Annotated in this window: 13 protein-coding genes; 9 read left to right on the top strand and 4 right to left on the bottom strand. The window is 57.2% G+C overall.

All coding sequences use genetic code 11. The annotated features are described in order from the left end of the window. Nucleotides 1-75: 75 nt before the first annotated feature. From lysS to AC0AII_RS01670, 4 genes are all read left to right on the top strand, one after another. Nucleotides 76-1,704 carry a lysine--tRNA ligase gene (gene lysS, locus AC0AII_RS01655; protein ID WP_490445852.1) on the top strand — a complete coding sequence of 543 codons (1,629 nt, stop codon included), beginning with the start codon at nucleotides 76-78 and terminating at the stop codon, nucleotides 1,702-1,704. Between the two features lie 24 nt (nucleotides 1,705-1,728). Further along, the gene (gene menA, locus AC0AII_RS01660) at nucleotides 1,729-2,709 is read left to right on the top strand and encodes a 1,4-dihydroxy-2-naphthoate octaprenyltransferase (RefSeq protein ID WP_490445853.1); all 981 of its coding nucleotides are present in this window, start codon (nucleotides 1,729-1,731) and stop codon (nucleotides 2,707-2,709) included. 66 nt (nucleotides 2,710-2,775) lie between these two features. Next, entirely contained in the window at nucleotides 2,776-3,723 is a 948-nt protein-coding gene (gene menA / locus AC0AII_RS01665; RefSeq protein WP_490445854.1) for a 1,4-dihydroxy-2-naphthoate octaprenyltransferase, read from the top strand. 70 nt (nucleotides 3,724-3,793) lie between these two features. Then, on the top strand, nucleotides 3,794-4,534 hold the full coding sequence (locus AC0AII_RS01670) for a phosphoglyceromutase (RefSeq protein ID WP_024626731.1): 741 nt from the start codon (nucleotides 3,794-3,796) through the stop codon (nucleotides 4,532-4,534). 123 nt (nucleotides 4,535-4,657) lie between these two features. Here the strand turns inward: AC0AII_RS01670 and AC0AII_RS01675 are convergent, their stop codons facing one another. Together AC0AII_RS01675 and AC0AII_RS01680 are read right to left on the bottom strand one after the other, a co-directional pair. Continuing rightward, on the bottom strand, nucleotides 4,658-6,838 hold the full coding sequence (locus AC0AII_RS01675) for a hypothetical protein (RefSeq protein ID WP_490445855.1): 2,181 nt from the start codon (nucleotides 6,836-6,838) through the stop codon (nucleotides 4,658-4,660). A 280-nt stretch (nucleotides 6,839-7,118) separates the two neighbouring features. Continuing rightward, nucleotides 7,119-8,132, bottom strand: coding sequence for a LacI family DNA-binding transcriptional regulator (locus AC0AII_RS01680; protein WP_490445856.1), 1,014 nt, complete (start codon nucleotides 8,130-8,132; stop codon nucleotides 7,119-7,121). 251 nt (nucleotides 8,133-8,383) lie between these two features. Between AC0AII_RS01680 and AC0AII_RS01685 the strand changes: the two genes are divergently transcribed. The 3 genes from AC0AII_RS01685 to AC0AII_RS01695 are packed head-to-tail and all read left to right on the top strand — an operon-like array spanning nucleotide 8,384 to nucleotide 11,561. Continuing rightward, complete coding sequence (locus AC0AII_RS01685) at nucleotides 8,384-9,742, top strand: ABC transporter substrate-binding protein (RefSeq protein ID WP_101432734.1); 1,359 nt, start codon at nucleotides 8,384-8,386, stop codon at nucleotides 9,740-9,742. Nucleotides 9,743-9,762: 20 nt separating this feature from the next. Beyond that, nucleotides 9,763-10,653: a carbohydrate ABC transporter permease gene (locus AC0AII_RS01690; protein ID WP_144085092.1), complete on the top strand. Its 891-nt coding sequence runs from the start codon at nucleotides 9,763-9,765 to the stop codon at nucleotides 10,651-10,653. Nucleotides 10,654-10,706: 53 nt separating this feature from the next. Continuing rightward, entirely contained in the window at nucleotides 10,707-11,561 is an 855-nt protein-coding gene (locus AC0AII_RS01695) for a carbohydrate ABC transporter permease (protein WP_373924680.1), read from the top strand. 93 nt (nucleotides 11,562-11,654) lie between these two features. Here the strand turns inward: AC0AII_RS01695 and phoU are convergent, their stop codons facing one another. Then, on the bottom strand, nucleotides 11,655-12,332 hold the full coding sequence (gene phoU, locus AC0AII_RS01700) for a phosphate signaling complex protein PhoU (RefSeq protein ID WP_101432733.1): 678 nt from the start codon (nucleotides 12,330-12,332) through the stop codon (nucleotides 11,655-11,657). A gap of 200 nt (nucleotides 12,333-12,532) precedes the next feature. Here phoU and AC0AII_RS01705 point away from each other — a divergent pair, with 200 nt between their 5' ends. Beyond that, the gene (locus tag AC0AII_RS01705) at nucleotides 12,533-13,783 is read left to right on the top strand and encodes a sensor histidine kinase (protein WP_490445857.1); all 1,251 of its coding nucleotides are present in this window, start codon (nucleotides 12,533-12,535) and stop codon (nucleotides 13,781-13,783) included. Here AC0AII_RS01705 and AC0AII_RS01710 read toward each other — a convergent pair. Then, on the bottom strand, nucleotides 13,716-14,003 hold the full coding sequence (locus AC0AII_RS01710; protein ID WP_046323256.1) for a hypothetical protein: 288 nt from the start codon (nucleotides 14,001-14,003) through the stop codon (nucleotides 13,716-13,718). The genes AC0AII_RS01705 and AC0AII_RS01710 overlap by 68 nt on opposite strands. Nucleotides 14,004-14,143: 140 nt before the next feature. Here AC0AII_RS01710 and manA point away from each other — a divergent pair, with 140 nt between their 5' ends. Next, on the top strand, nucleotides 14,144-15,529 hold the full coding sequence (gene manA, locus AC0AII_RS01715) for a mannose-6-phosphate isomerase, class I (RefSeq protein WP_490445858.1): 1,386 nt from the start codon (nucleotides 14,144-14,146) through the stop codon (nucleotides 15,527-15,529). Nucleotides 15,530-15,735 lie beyond the last annotated feature (206 nt).

The following is a 15,735-nucleotide window of genomic DNA, read 5'->3' on the forward strand; positions in this document are numbered from 1 at the left end:
GGCGCGACCATTCAACCGCTTGCCTTCATGCGGCAACCGGGACCAAGTACCGGCTCATGCGTAAAATAGCGATTTATGAATGACTCATCGGAAGAAACCCCTCGTCTGACGACGGTCGAGCGTGCTCAGGCACTGCTTGACCAGGATATGGCCATTACGGAGAAGATCGATCAGGGCGCCCAGTTGGATGACGCCATCGATCCTGGCAGCCTAACGGACGGTGCTGAAGGCCATCCTGAACAGGTGCGCATGCGTGTGGCCAAAAGGGCGCTCATGCTCAAGGAGGGTATTGAGCCCTACCCGGTCCATCTGGATGTAACGGATCGCATCGAGGATGTGCGCCGCAAGTATCAGGACCGCCTTGAGCCAGGCCAGGAGACCGAAGATGTGGTTGGCATCGCCGGCAGGGTCCTCTTCCTGCGCAACGGCGGCGGACTCTGCTTCGTCCAGCTGGCGGCTGGCGACGGCACCCGCATTCAGGGCATGATCTCCAAGCGTGAGATCGGCGCCGATTCGCTGAAGCGGTTCAAGCAGCTGGTCGACTTGGGCGATCACCTCTACCTGCGCGGCCGCGTGGTCGCCTCCAAGACCGGCGAGCTCTCCGTCTTCGCCACCGAGTGGAACATCGCGGCCAAGGCCTTGCAGCCCCTGCCCGCCCTTCACAAGGAGCTGACCGAGGAGCAGCGCACCCGCAAGCCCTACCTGGCCATGATCGCCGATGAGGATGTGCGGGCCATGGTGCGCCGCCGTTCGAAGGCCGTCTCCTCACTGAGGCGCACCTTCGAGGACCACGACTTCATGGAGGTAGAGACCCCCATGCTTCAGACCGTGCATGGCGGCGCTGCGGCCCGGCCGTTCACCACGCATATGAATGCCTTCGACATCGACCTCTACCTGCGCATCGCCCCTGAGCTCTTCCTCAAGCGCTGCCTGGTGGGTGGCATCGAGCGGGTCTTTGAGATCAACCGCGACTTCCGCAATGAGGGCGTGGATGCCACGCATGCACCGGAGTTCACCATGCTGGAGGCCTATCAGGCTTACGGCACCTACGACACCATCGGGGAACTGACCAAGGAGCTGATCCAGAAGGCGGCCATGGCCACGTCGGGATCACTGAAGGTGACTCTGCAGGATGGCAGCCAGTACGACTTCGGCGGCGATTGGCGCCAAATCAGCATGTACGATTCCCTTTCCGAGTCCCTGGGCGAAAAGATCACCCCGCAGACCAGCGTGAACCATCTGCGGACCATTGCTGACAAACTGGGCCTGGAGGAGGAGCCTGCCGAGAACCATGGCAAGCTGGTCGAACACCTCTGGGAGCACTTCTGGCAGGACAAGCTCTACGAGCCCACCTTCGTGCGTGATTTCCCGGTCGAGACCTCGCCCTTGGTCAAAGCCCACCGCACCAAGCCAGGCGTGGTCGAGAAGTGGGACCTCTACGTTCGTGGGTTTGAGCTGGCCACGGGATACTCCGAGCTCAATGATCCGGTGGTCCAGCGGCAGCGGTTCGTCGAGCAGGCCAAGATGGCCAGCCGTGGCGATGTCGAGGCCATGGACATTGACGAGGACTTCCTGGAGGCCCTGGGCGTAGGCATGCCTCCCGCTGGCGGCATGGGCATGGGCATCGATCGTCTGTTGATCGCCCTTACCGGTGCATCCATCCGCGAGACCATCACCTTCCCGCTGGTCAAGCCGCTGATCTGAGATGATAACAGGGGAGGGACGGTCATGAACATCAGGCTGTGGATGGATGGCATGCGTCCCCGGACGTTGCCCGCCTCGGTGGCGCCTGTCTGCGTCGGGGCTTCGGCTGCGCTCTTGGAGCGGTCACGGCTTCTGGAACAGTGCACCAGTTCCTGTTCGCCCACGCCTGTCGACCCTGCCCTGAAGGCGACCACGCCGGGAAGGCTGGCCCTAATCGTGGTCCTGCTGGTCCTGCTCGCCCTGTCTATGCAGATTGCAGCCAACTTCGCCAACGACTACGCCGATGGTGTTCGCGGCACTGACTCCGGCCGTGGAGGAGAGGAGGCCGCCTCTGGCAGACCGAGGCGTCTGGTGGCCGCAGGCGTGCCGCCCAAGAAAGTGCTGTACGCCACCATGATCTCAGCAGCCTTCACCTGCCTGATGGGCCTGATTGTCATGGCTCTGACCGGTCATTGGTGGATGATCCTGGTCGGGATCTGCTGTCTGATAGCCGGCTGGTGTTACGTGGGCGGCCCGCATCCATACGGCTACCACGGGCTGGGCGAGGTCAGCGTATTCATCTTCTTTGGTCTGGTGGCCACCCTGGGCACCGAGTACTTCCTCATTAATAGGGTCGATGCCGCCGGCGTCCTGGGTGCTTGCGTCTGTGGACTCAACGCCGTGGGCCTGCTCATGCTCAACAATTACCGGGACTTGGATGACGATCGCCGTGCCGGCAAGCACACATACGCGGTTCTGGTGGGGGCACGCGCAGCGGCTATTTCCATTTACCTGGTCTACATCCTGAGTCTGGTTCTGGGCCTGATCCAGTTCGTTCCGGCTGTCATGCGACGTGGCCTGCCTGGTTTCCCACTTGTGCTGATCCTCCTGCCTGTGGCCGCTGTCTTTCTGCTGATCTGTCGAGCCTTTGCCCGCGGCCAGGTGCCCAAGGCTTTCGGCATGGCAGGCAAGGGTACTCTGGTCTCCGCCCTGTGCTGGTCGGCGGGCCTGCTCCTGCAGCTGTGAAAATCTTGATACGCTCATAAGAGAGCAGTCCGACTTTCAAGCGATTTGGTGGATAATCAGGCAATCATGTTCATCACACTTCAGGAATACAAGGACGCACTGCGACCCTCGGCCTTGCTCTGCTCGCCCACACCGGTTCTGATCGGCACGGCGGTGGCCCTCCGGCAGCTGTTCAGCCAAGGACTTGGGCCGGATGCGCGCTTCTGGCTGATAGCCCTCTTATGCTGTCTGACGGCTGTGTTCATCCACAGCACCTGCAATCTGGCCAACGACTACTTTGACGGCATCAGGGGCACTGACGAAGGCCGGAGCAGCCTTTCGGGAGCTGGCGCTGACGGCTCGGTGCCTGATCTGCCCAGAAGAGGGGTGGCCGGTGGTGTGGAGCCTCGCAAGGTCCTGTTGTCTGCCTATCTCAATATCTTTATGGCCTGCCTGTCCGGCCTGACCCTCTGTTGGGTGACTGGCCACTGGTGGATGATCCTGGTCGGCATTTTCTGTCTGCTGGGAGCCTGGTTCTACACGGGAGGCAAGCACCCTTACGGCTATAGGGCCATGGGCGAGCTGAGCATCATGATCTTCTTTGGCCTGGTGGGCGTGCTGGCCACCCAGTACCTGGAGACTGGCGGCATCGACCGTCACGGGTTCATCGGCGCCCTGGTTGGCGGTCTTATCTGCATTCCTGTTCTGGAGATCAACAACTATCGAGACATTGATGCGGATCCTCTGGCCGGCAAGTACACGCTGTCTTCCTTCATCGGAGCCAGAGGCACGCTGATTCTGATGGGGTCCTGCTATGCCCTGGCTGTGATCCTGGGCGTGGTTGAGTCATGGTCCCTGTCTGACGGCTCTCTTGCGAACGCCTGGCCCCGCCTGCTCTGCCTGCTGCCTGTCCTGGCTCTGGCCATTGCCACCACAGCGGCCAGCTGTCGGAACCGCTTCAGCAGGGCCTTTGCGCTGTCGGGCTATACCGATCTGCTGACAGGGTTCTGCTGGCTGGGTGTCTGCCTGCTTTAAGTGACCGCTCTACGGGGGGGGGGGCTGTAGATCCGCCAAACAGTCCCTCTTAGGTCTTAGAATTTTCACTATGACCTACAAACTAGTATTGCTCAGGCACGGCCAGAGCGCATGGAATAACACCAATCAGTTCACCGGCTGGGTGGACGTCCCGCTGACCGAGCAGGGCGAGCAGGAGGCCCGCAAAGGCGGCAAACTGCTCAAGGATAAGGGTGTGCTGCCGGATATCGTCTTCACTTCACTGCTGCGCCGCGCCATCAACACCGCCAACATCGCCTTGGATGAGGCTGACCGCCTTTGGATCCCCGTCAAGCGCGACTGGAGGCTGAACGAGCGTCACTACGGAGCACTGCAGGGCAAGAACAAGACTGAGATCCGTGAGAAGTACGGTGACGAGAAGTTCATGCTCTGGCGTCGTTCCTATGCCACCCCGCCGCCCGAAATCGACCCTGACGACGAATACTCGCAGTCCCATGATCCCCGGTATGCTGGAGCCCCAGTGCCTCGCGCCGAGGCGTTGGCCAACGTGGTCAAGCGCGTCACCCCCTACTGGGAGAGCGACATTGTTCCTGAGCTCAAGACCGGCAAGACCGTCCTGATTGCTGCCCACGGCAACTCCCTGAGGGCCATCGTCAAGATGCTCGACAACCTGACTGAGGACGAGATTGCCAAGGTCAACATTCCCACGGCCATCCCCCTGGTCTACGAGTTGGATGAGAACTTCAAGCCCATCAAGCCTCGTGGCGAGTACCTGGATCCGGAAGCAGCCGCAGCCGGTGCTGCAGCTGTGGCGGCCCAGGGCCAGAAGTGAGATTCAAATCTATCCGATGATCTCAATCGAACTTTGAATGCAGAGCGTCCAAAGTTATTAAGGTGGTGTCGTCTCCTCTTGTGGAAGGCACCACCTGTTTGTATTCCCGATGCCGGCGGGTGCCTATCTGGTTCTGATGGTCAAAGCGACACTTTGCCCAGGTTCGACTCGCTCTTCCACGCCGACTGCGGAGCCATCGTGCAGATGGACGACGCTGGCTTGATATCGTCTGCTCTGACCGTTGAGCGTGACATCTTCCAGCATGGTGTTCGGTTGCATGGCAATTTGCAAATAGACATGCAGGGGTTCATCGGTTCTATTTGTGAAGAGAAGCGTGTTGTCTTCTTGCTCGAAATCGACCTGGCCGCCGCAGAAGGCCAGGTCCTTCCAGCTAAAGCGGCGCCAGGGCGTGTAAGGAGCGATTCTGATGCTGCGGGTTTCCTGGTCGCGCTCGACTCCCATGATGTCGTGCAGGAAGAAACTGACGAATTCACCCGCGCACCAGCCGCACTTGCCCAGGCCACGTTTGACCTTGGTGGGTTCTTGCTCAGCATGCTCGAAGGGCCACCACCAGAAGGATCCATCCAGATCGGTGGTTCTGCGCAGCTCAAGCAGGGCATCGCTAAGTTCTTCTCGGGTATTCGCCCTGCAGAGGCCATGGATCTGGCCGGGATAGGTAATTCCGTTGCTGTCGTCAAAGTCCCAGAAGTCGATTCCGCCCGTAATCGGGGCATAATACGGGTCTCTGGTGCTGTGGGCCCATCTGGCATGGTTGCGTATGCGCTCGTCGTCACGGCTGGTGAATCCGTAAACGGAGGCCATGGTCAGGTCGCTTTCCTCTCCGTCATGGACGCCGATGATGCTCCCATCCCTGTTGGCCCCTTCCACGTACATGGGGCTGCCATCAATGCTGCGGACGCATTTCTCGTTAAGTGACTGATGAAGTTCCTCGGCTATCTGTTCCAGCTGTTCTGCCTGACCGGTATCCAAGAGATCCGAGAAGTCCTCAGCCATGACCTTGGCGGCCTTCCAGGCCAGTATGTTGGACCCGGTGTGGTAGTCGCCACGTGACGGTCCGTCAGAAATGTAAAGGGTCTCATACAGTTGACCTTGCTCAGGTCGTTCGGCGATAAGATCTGCGGCCAGCCTACGGACGTACTGAGTGAATGTCCTTTGGTCTGCAGTGAACGCCTTGCGGCCATGCCGGTGAACCAACATGGAAGCCAGAACTGCAGCGAGGCAGGAATTGCCCAAGGAATGTTCGAATCCGCTGGCTTCGGGATGCATTCTGGACTCGCGTTCCCAAGCATGGTCGGGAATGCCATACTGCGCGAGGAATTCGATCATGGGATTGGCCAGGTCAGGGTTGCTGTCGACCAGACCCATGGCACAGTAGCCGAAGTCTCTGATCCATACGTCGGGGAGCGGGTTGGCGTTGGATCCCCAGAATGAGCCAGCTGCTTTGCCGTCTGCCAGCAGAAGAAGACTTTGTCGGGCTAGTTCCGCCGACCGGGTGATGAGTTCACCGTACCATGGGTCTTCCGGAATCTGTACCTTGCCCAGGCTGCCCTTACGGGCTTTCAAGGTAACGTTCAGAGCTTTCCGGCATTCCTGAATGGAGTCGAATGTATGCAGGTTATCCTCTTGCTCCGAAAAATCGAAGACACTGGCCACGCTCCGACTTTCTCCTGGAGCAAGCCGGAGCATGGCCTTGCAGGTGTCGTGCGCGACAGGACTGTCCGATTCGCCCAGAAGATTGTATTTCAAGGGTAACAGTTCCGCACCATCCTTGCCCTGCGTTGACGACAGCATAGATACATTTACGTCTAAAGGCGTCGTCCCCCTATTGGTAAGCTGACAAAGCTGAATCAGGCACAAGGGTCTGCTGGCACCTTCCTGGGGCGCGAAGACGATGGTCTGGCTGTGCAGATCACCTATCGAGGCATCGAAGACAGGTATGAGTTCGTCTATGAAGCTAAGCGCCGGCGATAGACATTGACGGTTCATGCAATCGATCTGCATTCCAATGTGCCCTTGGCAGAAGGCCAGCTTCTTGTACACATAGACACCAGGAATGGTCTTGCCTCGCATGTCCTGGCGTCCTACTGCAACAACCGCGCGTCGCACCTGTCCAGTCCTGTCCAGGGCAGCCAGAAGGCGATTGTTGGAGATGTCGACGCTGAAAGGATAATCAGTGTATCTGCCCAGGTCGTATTCCATGACCATGTCGTCAGGCCATTCGAGCCCTGCGGCGGCGAACAAGCTTGCACGATTGCCAGCGGCACCTTTTGTATTGAAACCCATGAAGGTGTTCTCTGTTTTGGTTTCTTGTTGATCCGAGGTTGGCAACGGCATCAACTGCTCCTTTCAGCAAGTCTGTGGGACGCGGGTATCGCTTCATTAGCACGCTCGAGGGCCCATCCATGGTCATGGAGTCCACATGGCTACATCCATGCTTCCAAGCACATGATAACGTATACATCAACAAAGGACAAAGAGATCTTGGCAAGTTCGCCCATTAAGTACTGAAGCTGGCGCCGGATTGCGGGGACTAAATCCTGCCCCTTGGCAAGTTAGCGGAGAGTCAGCGCTCCGGAGGGGCGGTTGTGCTGCGAACAGCCAGAAAGGATGGCTGAATTTGCATGTTCTTTTCAGGGTTCTCGCCTTCCAGCAAATTCAGCAGCGTCTGAGCGGCTGACTTTCCCATCTCGTAGGGATCCTGATGAATAGTGGTGAGCCCGATTTCACGGGCATATGTCGAATCGTCGAAACCTGCAACCGATACGTCTCGGGGAATTGTGTATCCCGAGCGCTGCATGCAGAAAAGCAGAGGAAGGGCATATTCGTCATTCATGCAGATGACAGCTGTCGGGTACTGGTCCAACCTGGCCAACTGGGATAAGGCGAAGTCTGCTCGAGTATCGTCTTTGGGTGCATATACGACTGTCGGACTGACCTGATCCCCTAGTTGGGAGCAGATCGAACGGAATGCTTGCAGACGCGCCCGACCATTCCATTTGAAATGTTCAGTCTCTGGGTCCAAGCAGACGTAGGCGATTTTACGATGCCCGAGGTTGACCAGATGATTGATGATCAATCCCATGCAGCTGGTCTCGTCTATGCCTACGGTTGCCGAAAATTCCGGAATCGGTTCGGTGTTGATCCCGATAAGCGGGATGCCTGTCGTGGCTAATTTGTCGGCCTCAGCGTAGGGTATTTGAAAGGAGACCACAAGCACAGCATCAGCATTGCGTTTGATAGACATGTCCGAAAAGAAGGCATGGCGTTCCTGCTCATCTGAAACAGCGTATAGAGCGATGTCATACCCTGCGTCATGGAGGACGGAATTGAGGCCAGCCAGAACGTGCGAGTCATACCAGGAGTCCAATTCTCCGCCAGTCAGGAAGGCGATTCGTGCCGACTTGCCCGATTTCAATGCTGAAGCAGATCGTGAAATGGTGTAGTCCAAGTCCTGTGCGACTTTGAGGACTTTTTCCCTGGTTTGCGGGAGAACCTTGTCGGGGAGGGTAAAAGTACGGGATACCGTGGCTATTGAAACCCCGGCACGATCTGCTACGTCTTGAATGGATGCGCCCACAATGCCCTCCTGTTTTTCCCTAGGGCTTTTGCCTGCAAAATCTTATCACGGCTGCTCAAATCATGGATACGTATACATCTCATACTTATTCTTTGCAAGAGAGATGTGTTTTTAAACGGGGTTCATAAGTCTGGATTAGCCCTGACATACCGAAAATTGCTGAATAGCTGGGCTACCAAAGAACTTGCAGAGCGATAACCGGCGTGCTAACGTTTACATCAGCTGGTCGGAATGCCAATGATGGTTTCTGTATGTTCCATTTCGACTGGTCTAACCACAGGTCGAGCCGTCTTATGGCAGCGCGGCGGTTCGAACGGGGCAGAGGAGAAACGTCAATGAAGATGACGAAGAACACATTGGTGCGCGTGCTCGCGGCAGCTCTTACTGCCGTGGCTCTGGCACCTCTGTCGGCATGCGGTGGATCCGGAGGCGCCAATGTGACGACGCTCAGCTTCTTCCAAACCAAACCAGAAGCAGTAGAAGACTACACCAGGATTATCGCGGACTTTGAGCGACTGCATCCGAACATCAAAGTGGTGCAGAACCAGGTCTCTTCAGCCGACACAGCCCTGAGGGCTCTTCTAGTCAAGGATCGCACGCCTGATGTTATAGCGCTGAATCCTAATGGAAGCATGGGCAAGATGGCCAAGGCCGGGGTATTTTATGATTTCAGCAACACGTCGATAAGCCATAGGATCCGCCCGGTCATGCAATCCGTGATCAATGGACTGGGTCGAGATGGCCAACAGATCAATATCGTGCCTTATGCCGGCAACGTATGCGGTATCACGTATAACATCGATCTGTTCAAGCAGCATGGCATCAAGGTGCCTAAGACCTGGAAGGATCTTGAGCAGGCAGCTGCCGCTCTGGAAGCCGACGGCGTTGCTCCATTTATCGGAACACTGGGCGACCCCAATCGCGTTTCAACGCCTTTCGACGGTCTGGCTCCCTACTATGACAACGACGGGTTCTGGGACAAAATGCGTACCGAGGGCAAAAAGGTAGGGCCGGATTCGCCCGTTTCCTTCCAGAAAAACTTCAAACCTCTGATGGAACGGCTCTATTGGATTTACCAGCATTCGACCAAAGACGTGAGAACCATGACTTACGAGGACGGAACTTCAGCCTTCGCTCGTGGTGAGGGAGCCATGCTCCTGGCAGGGAACTGGTCAATGGCGCCGGTCCTGCAGATCAATCCGAAGATGCATATAGGCTTCTTCCCTTATCCCACGGACAAGGCCGACAAGGCCATTCTCGTATCAGGCGGAGATGTGGCGATCACCATGGGTGCGCATCCCAAGCATGAGAAGGAATCCATGGCCTTTATCAACTATCTGTACTCGGACGAAGTTCAGCGTCGTTTCGTCAAGTCACAACAGCTTATTCCCTCACTCTCGTCGATCCCCGTGGACGAGAATCCGGCCATGAAGCCGGCCAAATACTGGATAGATTCTGGCAGGATCCAGGGATATGCGGATCACCAGATACCCTCCAGTATCAGCTACAACCCGATATTGAACAAAGCCATGCTGGACGGCGACCTGGATTCGGCCCTCACCACACTCGACAAAGAGTGGGGCAAGGTCGCGGCCAGGACCATCGAGTGATCGGAGGCAAACGCATGACTATGACACAGACGACAGTGGCCACAGACACTCACCGGCATCGTCGATTTGCTGAGGCTACTTATTACTGGATGGTATGGCCTTTTATCATCCTTTTCGCCATCTTCCACACCATCCCCATGCTGGCCGGCATCTTCTTCAGCTTCACCAACTATGCCGGTTACGGAAAATGGCACATGGTAGGCCTGTCGAACTACGTCAATCTCTTTGGGGATGACAGGGTTCTCCACTCGTATTTGTTCACCATTTTCTTTTCACTGGTGGCTACGATCCTGACCAATGTCATTTCCTTGGCGATTGCCCTGGCCCTGAATGCCAGGATCAAGGCTAGAAATCTGTTCAGGGGCATCTTTTTCATTCCCTACGTGCTGTCCATGCTGATCATCGGATATGTCTTCCAATTCTTCTTTTCCAAGTCAGTGCCGAAGATCTTCTCAGCAGTTCCTCTGCTCAGGGATAACATCCTGACCAATGAGCACTGGGCCTGGGTGCCTATCGTTATCGTGACGGTATGGCAGGCTTGCGCTTTTGCGATCATCATCTACCTGGCAGGTCTGCAGACCATTCCTGCCGATATCTATGAGGCGGCTTCGCTCGATGGGGCCACAGGATTTAAGGCGTTCAAGTCCATTACATTGCCTCTGATCATGGGCTACGTGACCATAAATGTGGTGCTCAATATCAAGAACTTCATGCAGGCATTCGATCAGATAGTCGCCTTGACCGATGGAGGACCAGGGATGGCTACTGAATCGGTGACTCTGCAGATTTATCAAGGTGGATTCACAGGCGGCGAATTCGCCTACCAGTCTGCTGATGCAGCCATTCTCTTCCTGATCATCACGGCTCTTTCAGTTATACAGCTTCGTTACCTTAATCCGAAGGAGGATTAAGCGCCATGACCTCAAGTCAAGTTATGAATGCCATTCCGGCAAAGTCTTCAGGCATGAATCCACATACACAACACGGTCATGGACGGCGTCTCCATAGGGTCAATTGGTGGTTGACAGCCCTGGTGGCAGTATGCTCATTGACTGTTCTTGTACCGCTGTATTTTGCAGTGGCGGTCGCGCTGAAGAGTCCTGAACAGCTGGCTAAGGGGACAGGCTTTGAATGGCCCAATCCAGTGCATTGGGGCAATTTTGCAGAGGCCTGGGCACGGACCAATTTCCCCAGAGCGCTTATGAACACGGCCATGATCACGGTGTGTTCAGTTGTGCTGACGCTGCTGACCAGTTCGGTCTTGGCCTATGCACTAGCCCGGAATATGCACAGGCCCTTCTTTAAGATCGCTTACTACTACTTCTTGGCAGCCATGTTCATCCCGTTCCCTATTGTGATGCTCCCGGTCGTCAAGGAAACGGGATTGCTTGGTCTTGATAACCAGGCAGGTCTGATTGTGCTGTATACGCTATACGGGTTCTCGATGAACATCTTTCTGTATACGACTTACCTGCATTCCATTCCCATGGAATTGGAAGAGGCTGCACGGGTTGATGGGGCATCGACCTGGAGGGTGTTCTGGCAGATTATTTTTCCGCTTCTCATGCCGATGAATGCAACCGTGGGAATTCTGACCTGCGTATGGGCATGGAACGACTTCATCATGCCGCTGGTGGTACTTACGGATCCTGGTGCTAGGACCCTGCCATTAGCTCAGTATGTATTTCAGGGGCAATACAACACCAATTACACGGTGGCCTTCGCTTCCTACCTGATGGCTATGGCTCCCTTGCTGATCGTTTATATATTCTCTCAGCGGTGGGTCATCTCCGGAGTGGTGCGCGGCTCTGTAAAATAAACAAGTTTGGGTCCGACACCACTCGAACATACAAAAGGAACGGCCCGCCACCCGATGAACTGACAGGCAGTAGGTCGTTCCTTTGTTGTTCATTCAGTCCAGATCGAGGTCGAGATCCTTGGGATCCTTAGAGGGGTCGAAGCCCGACACGATGTAGACCACACGCCGGGCCGCCGAGACGCCGTGGTCTCCCAGACGTTCCATGAACCGTGCCACCAGGACCAGGTCGATCAGCTGCTGCCTGCTCCCCTTCCAGTCGTCTGAGAGGGCATAGCTGAAAGTTTTCTGATGGAGCTTGTCCATCTGGTCATCGCTGACGATGATCTGCTCGGCTATAGTCGTGTCCCTGTCGGAGAGCATGTCAACCAGACGGTCAGCCATGACGTCAAGGAAATCCTGCATCTGCTTGAACAGGGGAATGACCTCGTCGGGCAGGGTCGGTTCGGGGTAGGAGCGCCTTGCAGTCTCGGCGATGTGCCTGGCCAGGTCTCCCATGCGCTCAAAGGTGGCTGACAGGCTCAGCGTGGAGACCACTACCCGCAGATCAGTGGCCACAGGGCTCTGCTTAGCCAGGAGCCTGATGCATTGATCGATGATGCTGGCCTGCAGGTTGTCTATATCGGCATCCCCGTCGATGACCTCCTGGGCCGTATCCACGTCGCAGTCCATCAGGGATCGCCCGGCTTTTTTGATGGCATCGCGAACCTTGGCAACCATCCGATCGAGATCGTCGGCCACCAGCCCCAGTTCCTCGTTGAAAATCACGCGCATTGTTCTTCCCTTTCGGCCTCGGTCAACGATACGGCTCCAGTCTATGTGACCAGGATGGCAAGAAAAAGCCAGTCCTGAAGAATGTCGGGCCATGGGAGCGGCAATCGAAGTCGGATATGCGAGAATAAAGCCGGAACTGCCGATGAGACTTGGTTGATGTCGCACGTCCGGGGTCGGCGCCGGACTGGAGGGAAGTCCTTATGAGACGGTTCATGGACCGCCTATGCAGCCTTGTGGGCAATCGGAGCAAGGATGGTGAACAGGCCGATGGTGGGGCATTGGAGGGCTCGACCCAGGCTCTGCTGGCGCTCATTCCTGCCGCCACGGTTGTGGTCGATGGCGATGACGAGGTTGTTCGCTCAAGTCCGGATGCCTACAGGCTGGGAATCGTCAGCAACGACGAGATTGCTGATCCGAAGATCATCGAGGCCATTGCGCAGGTACGCCGTTCGGGTGGTCGACGCACCTTCAATCTGACCACGCGAACGCCTACGGAATTCGCTCTGGATGCCGCAGCCGAGAGCCGGGAATCCGATGATTGGGATGTTGACGAGGTTGAGGATCCTGGGGATGCGACCCATGTTCAGGCCCAGGCGGTATCCAGAAGGAACTGGCTCAAGGTCACCCTGGGACGCATCGACAAGTCCCTGGTCGTGGTGCTCATCGATGATGTGAGCGATTCGGTCAGGTTCGTTCGGACCAGGGATGCTTTCATGACCAATGTATCCGAGCAGATGCTCAAGCCGGTCCAGGCCCTTGAGGAGCTTGCGGCGCAACTGAAAACTACCTCGCACTTGGAGGAGGATGACCCGGATCTGCTACGCAGCCACCTGCGCAGCGTCTCCAAGGATGCCTCCTCGGTCCAGCGGTACAGTGCCTATCTGGGGCATGTGCTCAAGGATCTTCTTCTGCTGATTCGGGCTCAGGAGCGGATCAAACCCAGCAGGGAGAACGTGCTTGACGTGGCTGAGCAGATAAGGACAGTGGTGCAGGATGAGCAGGATGGAGCTGATCAGGCCCATGTGACACTACGGTGGCGATGCGACCAACCACTGACGATTCATGGCGACGGGCAGCAGATCAGAGTGGCTTTGGCCAAGCTGGTGGAGAATGCTATATCCTATTCACCTTCGGGCTCGACTGTCTCCTTGGTGGCGCAGGCCTCCAAGGACGGGCACTATGGGATCATCAGGGTGGTCGACCACGGCCAAGGCATATCCAAGGCGGACCAAGGCAGGATTTTCGAACGCTTCTACCGTGCGGACAATCAGAATGAGCAGACTGCAGTGGGCATCGGCCTGGGGCTGGCCATCGTCAAACATGTGGCCCTGACCCACCACGGGTCGGTCACAGTTTGGAGCGCGCCGGGAGAGGGGAGCACATTTACGCTGATGCTTCCTCTGGCTCAGGGTCCGGTTGCTGGGCCAGACGGCGATAATCCCAGCGATTAAAGTGCTCCCAGATCAACAGCAGGATGCCCACGCCAACCCCGGAAAGGCAGACAATAAGGGGCTTAGTGACCGTCATTCCAGTCAGAGCTAGGATGCCGACTACGGCCAGCGCCAGAATCCAGGCTCCTGTGCCGAGCAAGAAGATGCGCCGCAGGTCCACCTGCACGGGACGCGGCGATGGCCTGCGGGCGTCCGGATCGAAAATGGGAGCCAGCTTCATACCCCTCACTGTACCGTTCGCAATGACATGCGGCGACCGCCACGCCTTGCCCAGGCCTTGGCCCTTGTCCTATCATGACGGGGATTGGTGGGTTCGTATGCACCGGCCCATGGAGGGATTTCCCGTGGAAAGGGGAGTGCGTGTATCCGATCCAAGCTGTGGAGAAGCACTACGCCTGGGGCTCGCATGACCGACTGCAGCGCATGTTTCATTTGCATGAGTCAGTCGAAGGCCAGGAGGATACCCTGGCGGAGATGTGGTTCAGCGGGCATACCGAATCCCCCTCGCCCCTGACCCTGCCCGACGGGTCGCTCATGCCGTTGACCGAGGCCATTCGCCGCAATCCCATGGCCATGCTGGGAGAGCGCGACTCTCGCCTCTTCGGTCCTACCCTGCCCTACCTGTTCAAGATCATCTCGGCCCGCATTCCTCTCTCCCTGCAGGTGCATCCCCTGGATTTCGAGGCTCGTGCCGGTTTCAACCGTGAGAATGCCCAGGGGGTGCCTGACGAGGATCCGAGGCGCTCCTTTCACGACAGTCTGGCCAAGAACGAAATGGTGGTGGCCTTGGAGCCTTTCCAGGCCTGTGTAGGCTTCGCGACCATTTCCACTCAGCTGACCCTTTTGCACGCTGTGGACCACCCTCTGGCCGAGCTGATGACCCAGGCGCTGACCGCCCGCACCTTCCACTTGGGCGTTCCGCCGGCCCGTTTCGCTTCGGCTGATGCCATGATGCCGGTCTCCTCTTTAATCTGGCCGGATTCCCGCCGACGTATTTTCCGGGCCTTCCACGCCGCCGTGACTGCCGAGCCAGAGGCGGCCCGAGGTATGGAAGAAGCTTTGGAGGCTGCAGCTGGGCGGCTGCATTCGAAACGAGCGGGTGCCGTACTGAATCATGCCCTGTGTGCCGCGCGGGCTTTCCCGGAGGATCCGGCAGTGCTCTGTCTGCTCATGCTCAACCCTGTGGATCTGGAGGAGGGCGATTCGGTCTATATTCCCGCCGGGACTCCTCACGCATACATCCACGGCACTGCTGCAGAGATCATGACCAACTCCGACAACGTGCTCAGGGCAGGCATGACCCCCAAGCATCGGGACATTCCCAACCTCCTGCATAGTTTGGACTGCCAGCCCTCGGCCCCTATTGACCCATCCAGCTCCATGATCGCCACCCTGATCATGCATAATATGGTGACCTACCGGCCCAAGATCAACGAGTACATGCTGGTCTACGGGCATGTGGAGGAGGGCGGCGCCACCTGGCCCCTGCTCAACAGACTTCAGCAGCGTTACGGGGATCTGATAGAGCGCCTAGGGCCTCGTCACCTGATGATTCCGCGCCGCGGGCCGCGCATCATCGTCTGTACTGACGGGCGAATCCGTTGCGCAACCACCGACCAGTCCTGTGTACTGGATCAAGGACAGGCTCTCTTCATCCCCTCCCAAGACGGCCGTGTCGACATCACCATGCCTGAAGATTCCGACGAAGCTGGCGGGTCCTTCCTCCTGGCTTCGACTCCGGTTTGACCTCGTATGAGCCTGGTTCGCTCAGGGTGGACCAGGCGGGGTTTAAAACCGGGGGACACGCCGTGGCGGATGGCACGCATGCCGGTTTGCTCATGTCCGCCTTATGTCCGTATAATCCTAACGTATTCCGTGGTTGTCGAAGATGAGCGGCCACCGAAGCCATGCTTGAGTACACCAGTGTGGACAATTCAGGCCATTTGGCCTGA

Source organism: Bifidobacterium sp. VU/mBH4 (B4) (assembly GCF_058199535.1).